Annotated in this window: 14 protein-coding genes; 7 read left to right on the top strand and 7 right to left on the bottom strand. The window is 66.6% G+C overall.

Features of this window, described 5'->3' with window-relative positions:
- Nucleotides 1–61 precede the first annotated feature (61 nt).
- Both KAK07_RS06505 and KAK07_RS06510 read left to right on the top strand, forming a co-directional pair.
- Nucleotides 62–2986, top strand: a complete 2925-nt coding sequence (locus KAK07_RS06505; protein ID WP_210859694.1) for a site-specific DNA-methyltransferase — start codon at nucleotides 62–64, stop codon at nucleotides 2984–2986.
- A complete protein-coding gene (locus KAK07_RS06510) occupies nucleotides 2986–6354 on the top strand; it encodes a DEAD/DEAH box helicase family protein (protein ID WP_210859696.1) in 3369 nt (1122 codons plus the stop codon). The genes KAK07_RS06505 and KAK07_RS06510 overlap by 1 nt, the downstream gene beginning before the upstream one ends.
- Before the next feature lie 44 nt (nucleotides 6355–6398).
- Here KAK07_RS06510 and KAK07_RS06515 read toward each other — a convergent pair whose 3' ends face one another.
- The 6 genes from KAK07_RS06515 to dnaA all read right to left on the bottom strand — a co-directional run bounded on the left by KAK07_RS06515 (nucleotide 6399) and on the right by dnaA (nucleotide 15718).
- Complete coding sequence (locus KAK07_RS06515) at nucleotides 6399–6878, bottom strand: hypothetical protein (RefSeq protein ID WP_210859698.1); 480 nt, start codon at nucleotides 6876–6878, stop codon at nucleotides 6399–6401.
- A gap of 35 nt (nucleotides 6879–6913) precedes the next feature.
- Complete coding sequence (gyrB, locus tag KAK07_RS06520) at nucleotides 6914–9445, bottom strand: DNA topoisomerase (ATP-hydrolyzing) subunit B (RefSeq protein ID WP_210859700.1); 2532 nt, start codon at nucleotides 9443–9445, stop codon at nucleotides 6914–6916.
- A 109-nt stretch (nucleotides 9446–9554) separates the two neighbouring features.
- On the bottom strand, nucleotides 9555–10682 hold the full coding sequence (gene dnaN / locus KAK07_RS06525; protein ID WP_210851205.1) for a DNA polymerase III subunit beta: 1128 nt from the start codon (nucleotides 10680–10682) through the stop codon (nucleotides 9555–9557).
- Nucleotides 10683–10783: 101 nt separating this feature from the next.
- A complete protein-coding gene (locus tag KAK07_RS06530; protein WP_210859702.1) occupies nucleotides 10784–12286 on the bottom strand; it encodes a hypothetical protein in 1503 nt (500 codons plus the stop codon).
- Between the two features lie 176 nt (nucleotides 12287–12462).
- Nucleotides 12463–14055 carry a hypothetical protein gene (locus KAK07_RS06535; RefSeq protein ID WP_210851209.1) on the bottom strand — a complete coding sequence of 531 codons (1593 nt, stop codon included), beginning with the start codon at nucleotides 14053–14055 and terminating at the stop codon, nucleotides 12463–12465.
- A 163-nt stretch (nucleotides 14056–14218) separates the two neighbouring features.
- Nucleotides 14219–15718, bottom strand: coding sequence for a chromosomal replication initiator protein DnaA (dnaA, locus tag KAK07_RS06540; protein ID WP_210851211.1), 1500 nt, complete (start codon nucleotides 15716–15718; stop codon nucleotides 14219–14221).
- 396 nt (nucleotides 15719–16114) lie between these two features.
- On the opposite strand from dnaA, the gene rpmH reads away from it, so the two are divergent.
- From rpmH to KAK07_RS06565, 5 genes are all read left to right on the top strand, one after another.
- Entirely contained in the window at nucleotides 16115–16252 is a 138-nt protein-coding gene (gene rpmH, locus KAK07_RS06545; protein ID WP_210804599.1) for a 50S ribosomal protein L34, read from the top strand.
- A gap of 26 nt (nucleotides 16253–16278) precedes the next feature.
- On the top strand, nucleotides 16279–16797 hold the full coding sequence (locus KAK07_RS06550) for a ribonuclease P protein component (protein ID WP_210851213.1): 519 nt from the start codon (nucleotides 16279–16281) through the stop codon (nucleotides 16795–16797).
- Entirely contained in the window at nucleotides 16797–17114 is a 318-nt protein-coding gene (gene yidD, locus KAK07_RS06555) for a membrane protein insertion efficiency factor YidD (protein ID WP_375140963.1), read from the top strand. Before KAK07_RS06550 ends, yidD begins: the two co-directional genes overlap by 1 nt.
- On the top strand, nucleotides 17111–18766 hold the full coding sequence (gene yidC / locus KAK07_RS06560; RefSeq protein WP_210851215.1) for a membrane protein insertase YidC: 1656 nt from the start codon (nucleotides 17111–17113) through the stop codon (nucleotides 18764–18766). Before yidD ends, yidC begins: the two co-directional genes overlap by 4 nt.
- Before the next feature lie 172 nt (nucleotides 18767–18938).
- Complete coding sequence (locus KAK07_RS06565; RefSeq protein WP_210851217.1) at nucleotides 18939–20924, top strand: DUF945 family protein; 1986 nt, start codon at nucleotides 18939–18941, stop codon at nucleotides 20922–20924.
- Between the two features lie 135 nt (nucleotides 20925–21059).
- On the opposite strand, the gene KAK07_RS06570 is transcribed toward KAK07_RS06565, so the two are convergent.
- A complete protein-coding gene (locus KAK07_RS06570) occupies nucleotides 21060–21392 on the bottom strand; it encodes a S8 family serine peptidase (RefSeq protein WP_210859704.1) in 333 nt (110 codons plus the stop codon).
- Nucleotides 21393–21429: the final 37 nt, after the last annotated feature.

Genomic DNA, 21429 nt, shown 5'->3' on the forward strand with positions numbered 1-21429 from the left:
CCACGTCAGTCACGATCCATCACGACACCCATACCGACAAGAACTTCTGCACAAACCTGTCATGAGCAAACACATCGAACTGGTCGCCAAGCTGCGCGAGATCTTCCAGATTGACCGCCCCGACCTCGACTTCGGCATCTACCGCATCCTCAACACGCGTGCCGCCGAGATCAACGCTTACCTGGAGCAACGCCTGCCCGAGAAGGTGAAGGCCGCGCTGGCCCAAGGCAGCGCGGCCCAACAAGAGCAAGTCGCCCGTGAGCTGCAGGAGAAGGAGGCGCAGTACCAGGCCGATGGCATCGACCCCGGAACCGTGCCCAAGGTGCGCGAGCTGCGCGAGAAGCTGGCGCAGTACCAGGCCGGCGCGTCAGAGCATGAGAACGCTGTGTTCTCGCACCTGCTGGCCTTCTTCTCCCGCTACTACAAGGACGGCGACTTCATCAGCCAGCGCCGCTACAAGGGCGACACCTACGCCATCCCCTACGCGGGCGAAGAGGTGATGCTGCACTGGGCCAACAAGGACCAGTACTACACCAAGAGCGGCGAAAACTTCGCCAACTACAGCTTCAAGCTCGACGACGGTCGCACCGTTCACTTCCGTCTGGTTGCCGCTGACACTGCCAAGGACAACCGAAAGGACAACGACAAGGAACGCCGCTTCGCGTTGATCGCGCGAAAGACGGTCACCCGGGTCGATGGCCAGGGCGGCGAAGTCGAAGAGGAACTGCTCCCGGTCGAGGAGGTGGACGGCGCAAGCGGCAAGGAACTGCTGGTGCGTTTCGAGTACGCGCCGCAGCCCAAGGGAACAAGGCAAGACGCGCTGGTTCAGAAGGCCGTCGCAGCTGTTCTGGCGGACGAGGCAGTCAAAGCTCGCTGGCTGGCGCTGGCCGGGCGAGCCCCTACAGAGAAGGATCCACAGCGCACGCTTATTGAGAAGCACCTATCGGACTACACGACCAAGAACACCGCCGACTACTTCATCCATAAGGATCTTGGCGGCTTTTTGCGTCGCGAGCTGGACTTCTACATCAAGAACGAAGTCATGAATCTGGACGATGTCCAGAATGCCAGCGCATTCGGCGACATCGAGAAATCACTCCGAATGATTCAGTGCTTGCGTGGCATCGCGCTTGAGCTGATCACATTCCTATCGCAATTGGAAGATTTCCAGAAGGTTCTTTGGCTAAAGCAGAAGTTCGATATTTCAACCGAGATTTTTGGAAAATCTCAAGATGCAGAAATCAGGGGCTTATTGGTTCGGTCGGAAAACTCAAACGCGCTTCGACTATTGTCGCCTCTTTATTCTGGCAGAATAAAGTGCATCTATATTGACCCCCCGTACAACACCGAAGGAGACACTTTCCTGTACAAGGATCGGTACAAACGTTCTTCTTGGCTCTGCCTTCTTCAGGACCGACTCCGCATTGCCGGCGATCTTCTTTCAGAAGATGGGATCCTGTATATAAGCATTGACGACAAAGAGCTTGAGCGACTGAAGGAATTATGTGTCAGTTTGTTTGGCAGAGAAAACGTTATTAATACCTTTTCGATAAAAACTTCTGATCCTTCTGGGCACAAGACTGTCAATCCATCCCCGTACTCATGCGTTGAGTACGTCCTGATGATCGCAAAGAATAGGTCGCGATACCAGTACAAGACGTACAGCATTCCGGCTGAGTACGATCCCAATTACAAATGGTACATCACCAATATAGAGCAACCCTACCGCGAGTGGAAAATCGAGAGTGCGTTTGAATTTGTCGCACAGAAACTCGGGCATGATTCAGCTCGTGGGGCAAGATCCGCCCTTACGACAGAGGGATTCAACGCCAAAGTTGCGGAGTTTTGTCTGGAAAACTCCCGCAGTGTCTTTCAATTGACTGCGATTAGTAAAGATGCGGGCGCTGCGATCGTTGCTGCCAAATCAGAGTCGGAACAAGATCCAGACAAGATAATGGTCGTCGAGCGCGAATCGGCAGATCCAGTTTTTATCACGCGCGGTCGACAAATTTATTTCTACTCCAACAAGATCAAGAAGAGTCCAGAGTCTTTGGATGAGGGGCCATGCAAACCACTGACCAATCTTTGGAGTGATATTCCATGGAATGGCATATCCAAGGAGGGTGGCGTAGAACTGAAAAATGGCAAGAAGCCTGAGAAACTTCTCTATCGCCTACTGAAAGTCGCGAACGTGGGTCCTGAGGATATCGTCATGGACTTTTTTCTAGGAAGCGGAACAACTGCAGCAGCAGCCTCTAAAATCGGCTGCAGGTGGATTGGAATCGAATCAAGCAAAGACATTTTTCAGATTGCAAAGACGCGAATTGATAGAGTCATCAATGGGGATTCATCAGGTATATCCGCACTATCCAATGTTGAGTTTAGTGGGTATAAGTGCATTGATTTAGAAAGCTACGAAGACACCCTGAACAACCTTCAGCTGCGCCGAACGTCCGCGCAGGGGGATATTCTGAACGCGCTATCCCAGCAGGCCAATGACGACTACCTGCTCAACTATCTGCTGGAAGTGGAAAGCCGTGGCTCTTTACTGTCAGTGGATGACTTCAGAAAGCCCTTCGACTACACCCTCAATGTTGCCGTTGATTCGGCGGGCGCCTTCGAGCCGCGCAAGATCGATCTGGTCGAAACCTTCAACTTCCTGATCGGCCTGCGGGTCAAGCATATCGACGCGCAGCCGCAGCGCGGTTTTGTCACCGTTACGGGTAACCTGCCCAGCGGCGAGACCTGCCTTGTGCTCTGGCGCGACTGCGAGAAGCTGGACTACGAGGGCATCACCAAGCTGTGCGACAAGCTGGCGATCAACCCGGCCGACAATGAATACGACGTGGTCTACATCAACGGCGACCACAACATCCCGACCGTGCTGACGCAGACCGCCGAAGAAGGTGGCGCCACGCGCGTGCTCAAGCTGCGGCAGATCGAACCAGAGTTCCTGGAACGCATGTTCTCGACGGAGGATGTCTGATGGCGCGGCCACGCAAAGCGGCTGGCGCGCCGGCCGCCAGCACCAAAAAGCGCAGCTTTCACCAGGAGCTGGTGCTCAACCGCTGGATGCTGGGCTTCTTCAAGGGTGGAACCTTGGGGGCCCTCAAGGTTCGGTTGGGCGAGGACCGGTTCGAAGGCGTCGACGAGGACGGGCAGACGCACTTCTTCCATGAGCTGAACCGCAACCTGTTCCAGGTGGATCGCGTCAGCGAGCCCGAGCTGCGCCGGTACGACCTGAACATCGTGGCGCACTGGCAGAGCATCACCGCCCAGCGAAACAAGCTGGAAGGGCATGAGCTGCACATGAAGTACTTCCAGTACCTCTCGCTGCTGTTCACCGAGATCTACCTGGACTGGTACTTCAACCACCGGCAAGACCTGCTGGACGGGCTGAATGGCGAAATGGTGCGCTACCGCGCCGAGACCGGCGCCGAGCCCTTCAAGGACTTTGACGCCGACGACCTGAACAAGGTCGCCTTCTGGAACGCCACCGGCAGCGGCAAGACGCTGCTGCTGCACGTCAACATCAAGCAGTACCTGCACTACTTCCAGGCGGGCAAGGCCGACCAGTACCCGGACAAGATCGTCCTCTTGACGCCGAATGAGGGCCTGTCCCGCCAGCACCTGGAGGAACTGCACCTGTCCGGCTTCGGCCTGGCCCAGCACTTCAACAAGGCGCAGTCGCCGGCACGCGGCACCATCGAAATCATCGACATCAACAAGCTCGGCGACGAGATGGGCGACAAGACCGTTGCCGTCGAAGCCTTCGAGGGCAACAACCTGGTGTTGGTGGACGAAGGCCACCGTGGCACAGGCACGGCGGCCGGCGCCTGGATGAGCCGCCGGGATGCGCTGGTGCGCGGTGGCTTTGCGTTCGAGTACTCGGCCACTTTCGGCCAAGCCGTTGCCAAAGGTCTGACGGTCGAGGCCGCCGAGGAGGAGATCCAAAAGCGCCGGGCCAAGATGCTGTTCGACACGACCAGCCTGAAGAAGCTCGACGACGCACAACGTTCCCAGCTGACGCTGACGCCCGACGAAAAGCGCCGGGCCAAGGTCATCGCCACCCGCGAGATCTACGCCAAGTGCATCCTGTTCGACTACTCGTACAAGTTCTTCTACGAGGACGGCTATGGCAAGGAATCGCTGATCCTCAACATGAACGGCGAGGCCTACGAACAGGCCGACAACCGGGAGAAGTACTTCACCGCCTGCCTGCTGTCCTTCTACCAGCAGCTTTGGCTGTGGGGCACGCACCGCGACAAGCTGACCGACTTCAACATCGAGAAGCCGTTGTGGGTGTTCGTCGGCAACACGGTGGCCGGTGAGGACTCGGACATCTTGGAAGTGGTGAGCTTCCTGTCGTACTTCCTGAACCATGACCAGGAGGTGAAGACATGGCTGTCCGACCTGATTGCCGACCGCGCGCAGTTGCTGAACGCCAAGGGCAGCAACATCTTCCAGGGCCGGTTTACGCCGCTGATGGCCTTCGCCTCGGACGTGGACAGCCTGTACGCCGACATCCTCCGCCGCGTGTTCAATGCACCGGCAAGGCAGCGGCTGAAGCTGGTCAACATCAAGAGCAGCAAGGGCGAGCTGGCCCTGCGTGTCGGCGATGCCGACCCGTTCGGCCTGATTAACATTGGCGACGACGCAGGCTTCTTCAAGGCCGCAGAAGACCGGGAAGACTTCGACAACGAGGCCGACGACTTCGGCGGTGCCCTGTTCGGCACCCTCAACGCCAAGGACTCGAAGCTCAACGTGCTGATCGGCTCGCGCAAGTTCACCGAGGGCTGGAGCAGCTGGCGAGTGTCCACGATGGGCCTGCTGAACATGGGCCAAGGCGAAGGCTCTCAGATCATCCAGCTGTTCGGGCGGGGCGTGCGGCTGAAGGGCAAAGGCTACTCGCTCAAGCGCACCCTCCCGCAGGAGCGCCCCAAAGGCACGCACCTGGACAAGCTGGAGGCGCTGAACATCTTCGGCGTGCGCGCCAGCTACATGGCCGCCTTCAAGGACTACCTGCGCGAAGAGGGCATCACCCCCAGCGACGAAGTTCTGGAGTTGGACTTCCCAACCCGGGCCAACCTGCCTGCGAGCAAGCTGAAGACCCTCGCGTTGAAGGACGGCTACAAGGACAACCAGAAGCTCGGGTTCAAGCGCAAGCACTTCCCCTGGCTCTACGAAGTGCCCACCGAGTTCCAGGGCAAGATCAAGCTGCCCCACGTTGTGCTGGACCTTTACCCACGCGTCGAAGCGCTTTCCACGCAGAAGGGAGGCGCGGCGGCGGCCACCGAGGCCAGAAACAAGGGCAAGCTGAACACCGACCTGTTCAGCCTGTTCGATTGGGACCGCATCTACCTGGCTCTGCAGAGCCACAAGATCCAGCGCAGCTGGAGCAACCTGCGGCTGGATCGCCAGCGCGTCATCGACTTCTGCAACGGCGATTCGAGCTGGTACACCCTGTTCGTGCCGGCAGCCGAGTTGGCTGTCCATAGCTTCGCTGACGTGCGCAAGCAAGAGGACATCCTGCTACGCCTGCTGACGGACTACACCGACCGCTTCTACAAGGCCTTGAGGTCGGGCTACGAGGGCCAGTTCTACGACGTGGTCCACATGCACGCCGACCACGGCTCGATGCTCAAGCTGTACCAGTTCGAGATCGAGAACAACGACAACGGCCTGGAGTACATGAAGCGGCTGGAGACGCTGAAGAAGCTGGTGGCGGACGGCAAGCTGGGCGAGGCCAGCAAATGGAACGCACCGCACATGGTCGCCATCAGCTTCGACCGGCACCTGTACTACCCGCTGCTGTCGCTGGAGGACAAGGACGCGGTGCCATTGAAGCTGCGCCCGTTGGCACTGGAGGCGCCCAGCGAATGGCAATTCGTGCAGGACCTGCAAGAGTTCTACGGTTCGCCGGCAGGCAAGGCTGCTGTCGGCCAGCGCAGCCTCTACCTGCTGCGCAACGCTGATCGCGAAGAGAAGGGGCTGGGCTTCGCCCTGGCTGGCAACTTCTACCCCGACTTCCTGCTGTGGCTGGTGGACGATGCCACGGGCGAGCAGTGGCTGACATTTGTCGATCCGAAGGGCTTGCGCAACCTGGATCTGACCCACCCCAAGCTGGGCCTCTACAAGGAGGTCAAGACGCTGGAAGCCACGCTGAACAAGCAAGCAAAGGCAGGCGAGCCGCGCCTAGTGCTGAACGCCTTCGTGCTGTCGCCGACCAAGTTCTCCGACCTGTTGAACGTTGGCGACCCGGCCAAGAAGCAGGAGCTGGAGGACCGGCACGTCTTGTTCATGGAGGACGGGCGGGACAAGTACCTGGGCGGCATGTTCGCGCGGATAGTCTGAAGTCCAACCTATATGCAGCGATGACAGACTGTGCTGGCCTAGTGTCAACGACGTCGGCCGCCTTCGAAACTTCCAGGTTGCCGGCGCCCTTTGTCCATGATGCAGGAGGAGTCACTGTTAGGCGCTACTCCCTTGCGCATCAGCGCCTCTATCCGCTTTGCCGCTGCCTGATCGGCGACTGCCTTGGCGGCCTCAGGAAAATACTCACGCTCGATCAGTTCGCGGGGAATGGCCCCTTTGCGCCGAGCAATCTCCAGCCCTTTGTCGGTGCGGGTAATGAGCATTCCGCACCGATCCTCGAACCACCGGATGAGTCGGCTCTGGTAGGCCGTGCCATGAAAGACGTCGAGCAACCGACGCATGTCCGTCGTGTCGCCGTGCGCCATGGCACTGACCGATGCCCATCGCACGGCCGCAATCAATTGCGCTGACCGCGACAGCTTTTCTGCGCTGATGAGCGCAACAAGATCTGGGTCGCCCAGGTGGCGCAGCAATGCGGGCCTGTTGGTACCCTTCTTCGACATGGTCCTTCAAGCGTAGACGAGGGCCTGTGCCGGGGTCACGCGTCGATATTCGCCGCCCGCAACGCGTTGGTTTCGATGAAATCGCGCCGCGGCTCCACCTCATCCCCCATCAGCATCGTGAACACCTTGTCCGCCTCGATCGCGTCCTCGATCTGCACGCGCAGCAGGCGGCGCACGGTGGGGTCCATGGTGGTTTCCCAGAGCTGGCCGGGGTTCATTTCGCCCAGGCCCTTGTAGCGCTGGCGGCCCACGCTGCTTTCGGCCTGGCCCATCAGCCAGGCCATGGCGGCGCGGAAGTCGGCGCCGCACTTGCTTTCCTTGGCCTTTTCGCCTTCGCCGCGCTTGACGGTGGCGTTGGGGCCCAGCAGGCCCTTGAAGGTGCGGCCGGCGGTGGCCAGGGCGTCGTAGTCGGCGCCGTGGATGAAGTCGGGGCTGATGATGCTGCTCTTGATGTTGCCGTGGTGGCGGCGGCTGATGCGCAGCAGGTGCTTGTCGGTGCGCTCGTCGAACACGGCTTCCACCTCGGCGTCGTGCAGCGCGGCCTTCAGGGCGATGGCGCTTTGTTCGGCGGCGGTGGTGCTGTCCAGGTCCAGCGTCAGGCCGTCGCTGATGGCGCGCAGGGCTTCCACGTCCATCCAGGCGCTCAGGCGGTCGATCACGTTGGTGGCCTTGACGTAGGCCTGGGCCTTCTCGGCCAGGGCCTCGCCGTTCAGGATGGGGCTGCCGTTGCCGGGGTCGATGGCGGCGCTGTCGATGGCCACCTTCAGCAGGTAGTCGTCCAGCGCGGCGGCGTCCTTCAGGTACTGCTCCTGCTTGCCGTGCTTCACCTTGTACAGCGGCGGCTGGGCGATGTAGATGTGGCCGCGCTCCACCAGCTCGGGCATCTGGCGGTAGAAGAAGGTCAGCAGCAGGGTGCGGATGTGGGCGCCGTCCACGTCCGCGTCGGTCATGATGATGATGCGGTGGTAGCGCAGCTTGTCGGGGTTGAAGTCATCGCCGCCCATGCCCTTGCCGATGCCGGTGCCCAGCGCGGTGATCAGGGTCAGGATTTCATTGCTGCTGAGCAGCTTCTCGTAGCGCGCCTTCTCCACGTTCAGGATCTTGCCGCGCAGCGGCAGGATGGCCTGGAACTTCCGGTCGCGGCCCTGCTTGGCGCTGCCGCCGGCCGAGTCGCCCTCCACGATGTAGATCTCGCACAGCGCGGGGTCCTTCTCCTGGCAGTCGGCCAGCTTGCCGGGCAGGCCCATGCCGTCGAGCACGCCCTTGCGGCGGGTCATCTCGCGCGCCTTGCGGGCGGCGTCGCGGGCGCGGGCGGCGTCGACGATCTTGCCGCAGATGGTCTTGGCGTCGGTGGGGTTCTCCAGCAGCCAGTCGGTCAGCAGGCGGCTGACGATGTCCTCCACCGGCGCGCGCACTTCCGAGCTGACCAGCTTGTCCTTGGTCTGGCTGCTGAACTTGGGTTCGGGCACCTTGACGCTGACCACGCAGGCCAGGCCTTCGCGCATGTCGTCGCCGGTGATCTCGACCTTGGCCTTCTTGGCGATCTCGTTGTCGTCGATGTACTTGTTGATGACGCGGGTCATCGCGGCGCGCAGGCCGGTCAGGTGGGTGCCGCCGTCACGCTGCGGGATGTTGTTGGTGAAGCACAGCACGCTCTCGCTGAAGGAGTCGTTCCACTGCATCGCCACTTCCACACCCACGTTGGTGCCCTGGTCGCTGAGCTTGTCGCCCTGGGCGTGGAAGATGTTGGGGTGCAGGATCTTCTTGCCCTTGTTGACGAACTCGACGAAGCCCTTCACGCCGCCGGCATAGGCGAAGTTGTCTTCCTTGCCGCCGTTGCGCTCATCCACCAGGCGGATCTTCACGCCGTTGTTCAGGAAGCTCAGCTCGCGCAGGCGCTTGGCCAGGATGTCGTAGTGGTACTCGTTGTTCTCTTTGAAGATCTCGGTGTCGGGCAGGAAGTGCACCTCGGTGCCGCGCTTGTCGGTGGGGCCGACGATGCGCATCGGGCTGGTCTCCACGCCGTCCACCACTTCGATCACGCGGTCCTGCGGCACGCCCTGCTTGAAGTCGATCTGGTGCACCTGGCCGTCGCGGCGCACCGTCAGGCGCAGCCACTTCGACAGGCCGTTCACGCAGCTCACGCCCACACCGTGCAGGCCGCCAGACACCTTGTAGCTGTTCTGGTTGAACTTGCCGCCGGCGTGCAGCTCGGTCAGCGCGATCTCGGCGGCACTGCGCTTGGGCTCGTGCTTGTCGTCCATCTTCACGCCGGTGGGGATGCCGCGGCCGTTGTCCACCACGCTGATCGAGTTGTCGGTGTGGATGGTCACGACGATGTCGTCGCAGTGGCCGGCCAGCGCCTCGTCGATGGAGTTGTCCACCACCTCGAAGACCAGGTGGTGCAGGCCGGTGCCGTCACTGGTGTCGCCGATGTACATGCCCGGGCGCTTGCGCACCGCCTCCAGGCCTTCCAGGATCTGGATGGACTCGGCGCCGTAGCTGCCGGAACCCGGGGTGGGTTGGGGCGCGGGCTGCTCGTCGGGGGTGGGGGTGATGTCGCTCATGGGGACTTTCGGGAACGTGCCCGCGTGAAAAACGGGGCCTGTCTAAAACGCTTCAAGCGGGTGCCCGGTGAAGGACAGACCCGCTTGTGGGAGGTGGCGCCGGGGGGCGTCAGATTCGCATTGGCATCACCACGTACTTGAAGCCGTTGTCGTCGGGGATGGTGATCAGCGCGGCGGAACTGCCGTCGTGCATCTCCAGCCGCACCATCTCCTGGCCCATGTTGCCCAGGGCATCCATCAGGTAGGTGACGTTGAAGCCGATCTCGATGGCGGGGCCGTCGTAGTCGATTTCCAGCTCTTCCTTGGCCTCTTCCTGCTCGGCGTTGCTGGAGGCGATGCGCAGCGTGCCGGGGTCGATGTTGACGCGCACGCCCTTGAACTTCTCGCTGGTCAGGATGGCGGCGCGCTGCAGGCTGGCCAGCAGCGGGGCGCGGCCCAGCGTGATGATGTTCTTGTGGTTCTTCGGGATGACGCGGTTGTAGTCGGGGTACTTGCCCTCGACCAGCTTGGTCACGAACTCCATGCCGCTGAAGCTGAACTTGGCCTGGTTGCCGGCGAAGCGCATCTCGATCTGGGCTTCGTCTTCGCCCTCGGCCGTCTTGCCGTCCTTCAGCAGGCGCATCAGCTCCAGCACGGTCTTGCGCGGCAGGATGACCTCCTGCTTGGGGATGTCGGCCTCCAGCTGTGCCTGGGCCAGCGCCAGACGGCTGCCGTCGGTGGCCACCAGCGTGAGGGTGCGGCCCTCGGCGACGAACAGGATGCCGTTGAGGTAGTAGCGGATGTCGTGCACCGCCATCGCGAAGTGCACCTGGTCGATCAGGTGCTTGAGCGTCTTCTGCGGCACGCTGAAGGCGGGGCCGAAGTCCACCGCCTCATTCACCAGCGGGAAGTCATCGGAGGGCAGCGTCTGCAGCGTGAAGCGGCTCTTGCCGCCCTGCAGCGTCAGCTTGTTGCCATTGGCGGTGAGCGACACCTGCTGGTCGGCCGGCAGGGTGCGCAGGATGTCGATCAGCTTGCGCGCGCCCACGGTGGTGCTGAAGCTGCCGGCGTCGCCGCCCAGCGCGGCGCTGGTGCGCACCTGGATTTCCAGGTCGGAGGTGGTGAACTCGATCGTCTCGCCCGACTTGCGCACCAGCACGTTGGCCAGGATGGGCAGGGTGTGCCGCCGCTCCACGATGCCGGCCACCGATTGCAGGGCGGCGAGCAGCTGCTGTTGTGCGGCCTTCAGAACAATCATGTCTTCCTCTTTCGAATGAGCCGGATCGGGCGATGGCGTCAACTGCGCATTTTCGCCTGTTTTCGGGCCATTCGGGCGCCCCGGCGGGCGCCACCCGCACGCTACTTGACCAGCCCCAGGGATCCGGCCACGCCGGGCGTCACGGTGTAGCGCTGCATCGGCTGCAGGCCCTGGGCGAAGTAACGCTGCAGATCTCCGGGAAGACCCTCAATCAGCGGGTGCTCGGCGTACAGGTAGCCGGCGCCGGTGCCGGTCCAGTCACCCAGGACCTGCTCGCTGCCGCCGAGCGGGCGGTAGCGCAGCTGGCCGCTGGTGCACAGCGCGGAGCTGCAGTCCAGCGTCCCGGCCAGCGCCGCGGGCTGACCGATCGGGTGGCGGGCGGCCCACACCGGCACCGCGGTGGCCTGTGACACCAGCTCGCCCGGCGAACCATCGGCCGCCAGCAGGCGCAGCGCCGTGTAGGTGTAGGCGCCAAAACCGTGGAAGTCGTAGTAGTAGCCGGTGTCGTGGCGCACCAGCGGCCGCTCGCCCACCGCGCCCATCAGCGACACCGAATCCACCCCCGGCTGGTCGGCGATCAGCGTGGTCCAGGCGCCGCCGGCCAGCGGCATGGCGCGCACGGTGCACTGCGGCATCAGGTAGGTCATGTCGGTCACGCAGAAGCTGGCCAGCACCCGGGTGGCGGTGGGCACCACGGCCGGCACGCTGCCTTCGGTCAGGGCCAGGTCGGACACCAGCGTGGCGCTGCCGGCCTGCGCGCGCACAAAGCCGCCGTGGGCGGTGGCCAGCCACAGCGCCTGGGCGTTGGCGCGCCAGGCCTGCGGGGCCTCGGCCAGCGCCAGCAGCGGGTCGCTGATGCGGGCGCCGTCGGTGGTCCAGTGCACGGCGCGCAGCGCGGCGCCGTCATGCAGGTAGGCCAGGCCGGCCACCGCCGGGTCCGGGCCCAGCCACAGCGGGGCCGTGGCATCGCGGGGGCCCGACAGACCGCTGGACACCGCCAGGCTGGGGCTCAGCAGCGACAGCTGCCCCGCGGCCCCCGGGTTGCCGCTGGAGGCCAGCACCCCGCTGGCCTGGCCGTCGTCGCCGGCCAGCACCGCCACCAGCGACGCGCTGACCGGCGCGCTGCTGGCGTTCATGCCGGTGTGCAGCAGCCGGGGCTGCTCGCTGCTGAAGCAGGTGTCGACACTGGCGGCGGCGCGCACGCCCACCACCGCCAGGGCGCCGGACGCATCCAGCGCCTCCACCCGGTCGATCGCACAGGCCACCGCCAGCGTTGACAGCTGCACCGGCTCGTGCGCCTGGCCACCGCGCAGGTCGATGCGGTAGACCTTGTGGTCGTGCATGAAGACCACCTGGGCCACCTCGGCGTCGGTCCAGGTGCGGGCGGCGGTGTCGGCGATGCGCCGGCGCACCACCTGGACCGGGCCGCCATCGCTGGCCACATCCACCAGCAGCTGGTCGGGCGCGATCGGGTCCCAGGCCTGCACACGGTAGGTGCCACCGCTGGACACCACGGCAAAGCGCAGGTAGGCGGATTCGTCACTCGCGCCACTGTCACCGCCACCGCCGCCGCCTCCGCAAGCGGCCAGGACAGCCACCGCCATGGCCCACACGGGGGTGGCGACGGCGCGCCGCCGGGGGGAATGAAAGGGATGCTTCTTCATGGAGTCGGGTTGCGGGTGTTCAGCGGTGGGTTGAGTGTGGGCGCCCGGCCCTGCGGCCGACAACGCCTGTTCAAGGGGGGGCCGCTTGCCGCGGACCGGCCGTGGCGTGAGCCCGATCAAGGCAGGTGCTGGGTCAAGCGCCGCAGCGAGCCGGCCACGCCGGGGCGCAGCAGCCAGGCGTCGCTGCGGCCGCTGGCGTCGGTCGTCAGACTGCCGGCCGAGAAGCCCAGCGGCAGGCCCTCGATGCCCGCCAGCCAGCCAATGACCTGCTGCTCGCCCAGCGGCCCCAGGCTGACCGCGGCCCCGCCGTCACTGGCGCGTTGCTCCTGCAGATCGATGCGGCAATCCACCGGGCACACCAGCCGGCGGGTCACCGGGGCGGTGGTGCCGATGGGCGCGCTGGCGGCCTGCAGTACACCCGCCACCAGCGGGCCCAGGGTCGCGGTGCCGGCCTGCGGATCGACGTCGTAGAGCTGGCGGGCGCAGCCCAGCGAGCCACAGCTGCTCTGCGCCACCAGCAGGCGCTGCCCGGTGCTGCCCAGCGTGGTGAGGGCGTTCACGCGCGGAATGAAGTCGGTCGTGATGGCGCTCAGCAGCGCTTGCGGCGTGCCCCCGCTGCGCGGCAGCGCGTGCACCTCGTCGAGGTTGGCGACGTAGCTGCCCGTGGTCGCCAGGCCCGAGGCACGGCTGTCCACCAGCACATGGGTATCGGTCAGGTGCACGCTGCGGAACGTGCGTGCCAGGTCGTAGGGCGGGCCGGTGCGGGCGTCGATGCGGCCCAGCAGCGTGCTGACGCCGCCAGCCAGGCGGTGGACGGCGCCGTCATCGACCAGGTAGACACCGTCGGCCGCGCCCTGCGCGACGGGCGCGTCACCTGCCAGCGCCTGCACCGCGGTGGCATCGACCGTGACGCTGGGGCCTGACCAGCGCAGCGCTCGGACCTGGCGGCCCACCGCGGCGTAGCCCAGGCCGGGCGCGGACGGATCCAGGCCCAGGAAGCGGGCCGTGGCACCCGCCGGCGCGGTGCCCAGTGCCAGATCCGGCAGTGCGGCCAGCGTGGCGTCGCGCAGTTGCAGCGACTCGCCCGCACCGCCGGTGCCCGGCCGCGACAGCAGCAGCGCGCCCACGCTCAGATCGGCCGCTGGCAAGCCAGCCAGCAGCCGCGCGCCGCCCAGGTTCAGGCCAGGTTCGCTGGCGGCACTGTCGGTGCGTAGCAGCAGCGTGTCCAGCGGGCCGCTGCAATCGCCCGCACCTGCAGGCCGCTGGGTCACCGCCAGGGCCGCCACGCCGCCGTCGGCGCGCAGCGGCACCAGGGCGCTCAGCGTGCACAGGCGATCAGCCGCGCCAATGCGCTGCGGCGTGGGCTGGGCGCTGCCCAGCAGGTCGATCAGGTACAGCTGCTCCTGCGCCACATAGACCAGCAGACGGTCACCCAGCCGGGTGGCGCTGCGGGTGGCGGTGTCCACCCGCACGGCCACGCTGCGGGCCGACGAGGGCGGGTCGGCCGCCCCTGGCAGATCCAGTGCTGCGGCGTCCGACAGCGGATCGACCACCGCCCAGTGCGACACGCTGCCGTCGTGGGCCGCAATGGCCAGCCGGTAATCGGCCAGCGCGGGTGGGGTGTCCGGCCCGGTTGGGGCAGTGTCCTGACCATTGCCGCAGGCCACCAGTGCCGTGCCGAGCAGGGCGCTGAGGACGGCGGCCGTCATGCGCCCAGCGGCCGGGTGCGCGCGAAGGCGCGGTGTGTTGTTCATCGATGCTCCCTGACTGGCCCGAGGCGACAGGCCGGAAGGGATGATCGACGCAGAAGGGCCGGGCCGACAGACCTAGATTTCAGGAGGCGCGACGATGGTGCGCGCCGGCGCGGCAGGCTCAGCCCTTGAGCGTCTGCTCCAGCACGTGCAGTTGCTGGTTCAGCTCGGTGTCCTTCTGGCGCTCGCCGCCCACCTTGCGCACCGCGTGCAGCACGGTGGTGTGGTCGCGGCCGCCGAAGAGCTCGCCGATCTCGGGCAGGCTCTTCTGCGTCAGCTCCTTGGCCAGGTACATCGCAATCTGGCGCGGCCGGGCGATGCTGGCCGGGCGCTTCTTGCTGTACATGTCGGCGATCTTGATCTTGTAGAAGTCGGCCACCGTCTTCTGGATGTTCTCGACCGAGATCTGGCGGTTCTGGATGGACAGCAGGTCCTTCAGCGCCTCGCGCGCCAGCGCGATGGTGATCTCCTTGTGGCTGAACTTGGCGTAGGCCAGCACCTTGCGCAGCGCGCCTTCGAGCTCGCGCACATTGGCGCGCACGTTCTTGGCCACGAAGAAGGCCACGTCCTCGGGCATGGGCGCGCCCTCGGCGCGCGACTTGGCCATCAGGATGGCCACGCGCATCTCCAGCTCGGGCGGCTCGATGGCCACGGTCAGGCCCGAATCGAAGCGGCTGGTCAGCCGCTGGTCGATGTCCACCAGCCCCTTGGGGTAGGTGTCGCTGGTCATGATGATGTGGGCCTTCTTGGCCAGCAGCGCTTCGAAGGCGTTGAAGAACTCCTCCTGGGTGCGCTCCTTGCCGGCGAAGAACTGCACGTCGTCGATCAGCAGCAGGTCGAGGTTGTGGTACTTGGCCTTGAGCTCGTCGAAGGTCTTGCGCTGGTAGTTCTTGACGACGTCGGAGATGAACTGCTCGGCGTGCAGGTACAGCACGCGCGCACCGGGCTTGTCCTTCAGCAGCGCGTTGCCCACCGCATGCACCAGGTGGGTCTTGCCCAGGCCCACGCCGCCGTAGATGAACAGCGGGTTGTACATGACCCCCGGTGCGCCGGCCACGTGCAGCGCGGCGGTGCGGGCCATCTGGTTGGCGCGGCCGGCCACCAGTGAATCGAAGGTGAGCGCCGGGTTCAGGCGGTTGCGGTTGGCGGCGGGTGCCAGGGCTGGCAAAACGGGGGCGGCCTGCGGCAGCGGCTGGGCGCCGGGGGCGTTGGCCAGCACCTGCTCGCCGTCGGGTACCCAGGCGGTCTGCTGGGGCGGCGGGCGCAGATGGGTGCTGGCCTGCGCGCCCATCATGGCCTGGGCCATCACGCGGCTGGCGGACTGCGGGCGCGACTCCAGCGGCCGCGGCGCCGCCAGCGTGGTGTCGCGCGGGGCCAGGGTCAGCGACAGGCGCACCGGCTGCTCGGCCAGCTCGGCCAGCACGGTCTCGATGCGGGCGCTGTACTGGCTGCGGATCCAGTCCAGCTTGAAGCGGTTGGGCACGCGCAGCGTGGCCACGGCGACGCCGCCGTCCTCGCCCACCTCGGCGGGGGGCAAGGGACGGATCCAGGTGTTGAATTGCTGTTCGGGCAGTTCGATCGCGAGGCGCTCGCAAACGCGCTGCCAGAGGTCTGGGCTCATGTGGACAAGTTCTTTTCGAGCGGGCGGATTCTACGCATGGTCAGGGCCGATGCAGACCCGGTTATCCACAGTTTTTTGGCGGGGGTCAATCCCCGTGGGCGGGCGCATGCTGTGGTGCAAGTGTTTGACCGGCAATGCTCTTTTTGCTCTAATTGAGGGTTTCCCGAACTCGGGGTGGCAGTTGTAAGCGCTGGCAACAAGCACCGACACACCTTCGCGGCACTGGCTGCGGGGGGTGGTGCCTGGCCAGGCAGCGAGCAGGTCTGCAACGCCGGAGCCCTCATCCGGCGGTTCGGTGGGGGGCTGTTGCAACTGCAACTGCGGCCGGTACGGCCGCCGTGGTGGTGGTGGCGGCCGCTCAGGGCCCCGACTCCTTTCCTACCAGCAGGTTTCATCATGAAGCGCACCTATCAGCCTTCCAAGGTCCGCCGCGCCCGCACGCACGGCTTTCTCGTCCGCATGAAGACCCGTGGCGGCCGCGCGGTGGTCAACGCCCGCCGCGCCAAGGGCCGCAAGAAGCTGACCCAGGTCTGATCGGCGCCGCCGCCGATCCGGCAGCGATGGACGTCGGTCGCATCGTGCGTCCGGCCGATTTCGAGCGGGTGCTCGGCACCTCGCCCCGTTCGCGAAGCGCTCACTTCGCCGTGCACCATGTGCCCGGTGGGCCCTCTCGCGCACGGGGCGCTCGCACGTCGGACACTGATGCACCGCTTGTCCCGGGTTTGTCCCCCGAGTTATCCACAGGTGATGCCCCAGCCGGGTGCGCGCCTGTGGATGACCACCGCTGCTGGCTCGGTCTGGTGGTGCCCAAGCGGCACGCCCGACGGGCCGTGACGCGCAACCTGATCAAGCGCCAGCTGCGCGCGGCCATGGGCCGCCATGCCGCCACCCTGCCCGCCGGGCTGTGGGTGGTGCGGCTGCGCTCGCCCTTCGACAAGGCAGTCTTTCCCAGCCCCGGCTCCGACGCCCTGCGCGCCGCCGCCCACGCCGAGATCGAGCAGCTGTTCCACCAGGCCGCGCACGCGCCGCTGGCGGCACAGCCGCGGCGCGACCGCGGCCCGCGCCGGAGGGCTGCCTGATGCCGCCGCTGTCGATGTGGCCGCGCCAGGCCCTGCTGGGCCTGGTCCGGGCCTACCGCCTGCTGCTGAGCCCCTGGATCGGCGGCGGCTGCCGCTTCGAGCCCACCTGCTCGCGCTACGCGATCGATGCGCTCGAGCGCCACGGCGCCGCCGCCGGCAGCTACCTGGCGGCGCGGCGCATCCTGCGCTGCGCGCCCTGGTGCGACGGCGGCCATGACCCGGTGCCGGCCCAGCGGCCGCGCCTGTTCGCCCATTGCTGTGTCGGTGCCACCCGCGCCGACACCTCACCGACGACTTCCACACCCCCCATGCCATGAACGATATCCGCCGCAATTTCCTGTGGGTGGTGTTTGCGATGTCCCTGGTCCTGCTCTGGGACGCCTGGAACAAGCACAACGGCGAGCCCACGCTGTTCGGCGCGCCGATCGCCGCCACCCCGGCCTCGGCCGCTTCGGCCGCGCCGGGCGGTGTGCCCGCGTCGGCCACCCAGCCGGCCGCGGCCGCGGCCGCCACCACCGCCGCTGCGCCCGCCAACGACCCCGGCGAGCTGGTGGTGCTGCAGACCGACGTGCTGCGCCTGACGCTGGCCTCGCGCGGCGGTGACGTGGTGCGTGCCGAGCTGCTGGCCTACCCCGACGACCAGGACAAGTCGCAGCCGGTGGTGCTGATGGACCGCAGCGCCAACCGCACCTACCTGGCGCAGACCGGCTTCATCGGCACCGGCCTGCCCAGCCACTTCACGCTGCTGAGCGCCCAGCCGGGCGAGCGCACGCTGAAGGACGGCGCCAGCGAGCTGAGCGTGGTCTTCGCGTCGCCCGAGGCGAACGGCGTGCAGTGGACCAAGACGCTGACGCTGCGCCGCGGCCAGTACGCGATCGACGTCAAGAACGAGCTGCGCAACACCGGCGCCGCCGCGGTGGACGCCCAGATCTACCTGCAACTGCAGCGTGACGGCACGCCGCCGCCGGGGGGCTCGAGCTTCTACTCCACCTTCACTGGCCCGGCCATCTACTCCGACGAGAAGAAGTTCCAGAAGGTCGAGTTCAAGGACATCGACAAGCGCAAGCCCGGCGAGGCGCCCAGCCACATCACCAAGGCGCAGGACGGCTGGGTGGCGATGGTGCAGCACTACTTCACCAGCGCCTGGCTGGTGAACACGCCGGGCGCGCGCGAGTTCGTCACCAAGAAGGACAAGGACAACCTGTACTCGGTGGCCCTGGTGCAGCCGCTGGGCAGCGTGGCGCCGGGCGCCACCGCCACCCACCAGGCGCAGCTCTACGTGGGCCCGCAGGAAGAGAACCGGCTGGCCGCGCTGGCCCCGGGCCTGGAGCTGGTCAAGGACTACGGCGTGCTGCACATCCTGGCCAAGCCGCTGTTCTGGGTGCTGGACCAGCTGCACAAGCTGATCGGCAACTGGGGCTGGGCGATCGTCGGCCTGGTGGTGCTGCTGAAGATCGCCTTCTACTGGCTCAATGCCAGCGCCTACAAGTCGATGGCCAAGATGAAGGCGGTCAACCCGCGCATCATGGAGCTGCGCGAGCGACTGAAGGACAAGCCGCAGGAGATGCAGCAGGAGATGATGCGCATCTACCGCGAGGAGAAGGTCAACCCGCTGGGTGGCTGCCTGCCGATCTTCATCCAGATGCCTTTCTTCATGGCGCTGTACTGGGTGCTGATGGCCACGGTGGAGATGCGCGGCGCGCCCTGGATCTGGTGGATCCACGACCTGGCCGCGATCGACCCGTACTACATCCTGCCCGCGGTGATGACCGCCACCAGCCTGCTGCAGGTCTGGCTGGGCCCCAAGGCCGGCGACGAGATGCAGCAGAAGATGATGTGGATGATGCCGCTGATCTTCGGCGTGATGTTCTTCTTCTTCCCGGCCGGCCTGGTGCTGTACTGGCTGACCAACAACATCCTGTCGATCGCCCAGCAGTGGTGGATCAACAAGCGCCTGGGCGTGAACTGATCGCTGAACCCCGCAACGCCCCCGCGTGCCACCGGCCGCGGGGGCGTTGTCCTTGAGGGCGGCGCTCGCGGCGAGCTGCCAAGAAAGTCACACACCGCCGTGTCGCGACACTCATCGGTCCCCTGCCGCTGACGATGCCCTGGATGCCCAAGTGGGTATCTAGGAGCGAGCAATGCAAGGCAAGACGATGGCCGTGGCCGGTGGCGTGGTGTGCGCGCTGGCGGCGGCAGGATGGGTGGGCGCAGGCGCCTGGTCCGGACAGCAACTCGAGGCCGAACTGCAGGCGCTGCAGGCCAGGCCCGCCGGTGCGGGCACCGCGGTGCGGGTCAGCGGCCTGAAGCACCAGCGCGGCCTGCTGTCGTCCAGCGGTGAGCTGGAGGTGCGGCTGGAGCCCGGCTGCGACGCTGCCGAAGGCCAGGACGAACCCGTCACGCTGCATGTGCGCTACCAGGCCAGCCACCTGCCGCTGCCCACGGCGCTGATGCGCTTCGACTGGCAGGCCCTGCCCACCGGCGACACCGGGCGCGCCTTCGCCGAGCTGTTCGGCCAGGCGACGACGCTCAGCGGCCGCGGCAGCGTCACCCCCGGCGGCGCACTGCGCTCGGAGATGTCGCTGCCCGAGCTGTCGGTGCGCCGCGCCGGCTCGGCGCTGCAGGTGGCGGCCTCGCAAGGCTTCATCAGCGTGCACGGCAAGGCGGTGGGCTTTGGCTGGACCTGGCCGCGGGTGGTGGCGCGCGGCGACGGCCAGGCGGTGGAGATGAAGGACGTGGCGCTGGACCTGGACCTCAGCAACCGCTTCCTGGGCACCGGCAGCGCGCAGTTCGCGGTGGGTGCGATGAGCACCGGGCTGGGCCAGCTCGAAGGCCTGACGCTGCGCTCCGAGGCGCGCGAGAACGGCGACCGGCTGGACATGAGCATCCGCCCCGCCGTGGCCAAACTGGTGGCCGCCGGTCAGGCGCTCGAGGGCCTGGCGCTGGAGCTGCACGTCAAGGGCCTGGACACCCGCAGTGTCGAGACGCTGACCACCACCTTCTCGGCCAGCTGCGGCCTGCAGGCGCTGACCGCCAGCGAAGGCCAGGCGGTGCGTGATGCCGTGCAGCGTCTGCTCACGCGCGGCTTCTCGGCTGGCATCGGGCAGCTCAGCGGCCGCTCCGGCGAGGGCGCGATCGACGGCCAGTGGAGCGTCGAGCTGCAACCCGCGCGCGGCGCGCAAATCCGCCTGGCCGAGCAGCTGCGCTCCAGCGGCCGCCTGGATGTGGGCGCCGGACTGCTGACGCCCGACCAGCGCCAGACGCTGCTGGCCATGGGCATGGCGGTGGAGCAGGCCAGCGGCCTGCGCGCCAGCTACGACTACGCCGACGGACTGCTCAAGGTCAACGGCCGCACGCTGGATGCCGGTGGCTTCCAGCAGACACTGGCCGAGGCCGACACCCGCATCGCCGCCCAGCTGGCGGAATGGTCGGCACCGCGCGTGGCCCAGGCCCCCGCGCCTGTGCCGGTCGCTGCGACCGAGGTCCCCGCCGCTGCGCCCGCTGCGGCGCCCGAGCCGGCGGCCGAGGCCGCCGTGACACCGCCGCCGGCCATGGCCCCCACGCCGGTGGCCACCGAATGCGGCGACCTGGAGACCTGTGTCCGCCAGAGCCTGGCTGCCGGCCGAGCGCAGGACGTCGACACACTGCGCGCCCAGGCCTCGCGCATCGACGCGCTGCCCAAGCCCGACGTCGGCAACAAGGCGGTGGCCCGCCAGCACAACACCACCGGGCTGGACGCCCTGAAGCGCAACGATCTGCCCGCCGCCGTGGCCGCGCTGCGCCTGGCGCTGCGCGAGAACCCGCGCGACGTGGAGGTGGCCGGCAACCTGGGCTATGCGCTGGTCAAGGCAGACCGCGCGGCCGAGGCCTCGGACGTGCTGCTGGCGGCGCTGGTGCTGGACCCCCGGCGCAGTTCCACCTGGACGCCGCTGGCCGAGGCCCTGGCCCTGTCGGGCCGCGCGGCCGACGCCGATGCCGCGCTGTGGATCGCCTACCAGTGGTCGGCCAACCGCGAGAAGTCGCTGGCCTGGTACCAGGACCGCGCCGACAAGGAGACCCGCCCCGCGCTGCAGGCGCTCTACGCACGCCAGCTGCGGCTGGTGGTGGCGGACAGCGGCCGACGCTGACGCCGCCTCAACTTCCGGCCGCGCGCGGCCGATAGGCCTCTGGCGGGACCGTCGTTGAAGCCCTCCCGGGCTGACCCCGCGGGCCGTCGGTGCCGACCATGCGGTGGGCGCCGGCGGCCCGTCCCGCGCCAGGCACTAGCGTCGATCGTCCAGCGCCGCCAGCGGGCGCTCGGCGGCATGGGGTTCGGCGTAGGTCACGCCGGGTTGCCGGCGCAGCTGGCGCGCGGCGGCATCGGTGGACAGCCCCGGCGCCAGGACCACCCGCTGCAGATGGGGGCCCAGCGTCTGCGTCACCCGGGCCTGCACACCCAGCAGGGCGCGCTCGCGGGCCGATTCGGTGCTGTCCGGCATGAATTGCACCAGCAACTCGCCCGGCGGCTCCGCCGCCACGGCGCAGACCACCCAGCTGCCCAACAGGGCGCCCGTCACCCAGGCGCGCCAGCCCCACCCCACAGCCTTGCTTCGCATGCTTCCCTCCCAGGACGGTGACTCGTGCGGACCCATC

The organism is Ideonella alba (assembly GCF_018069875.1).
GTDB classification, from domain to species: Bacteria; Pseudomonadota; Gammaproteobacteria; order Burkholderiales; family Burkholderiaceae_C; genus Ideonella; species Ideonella alba.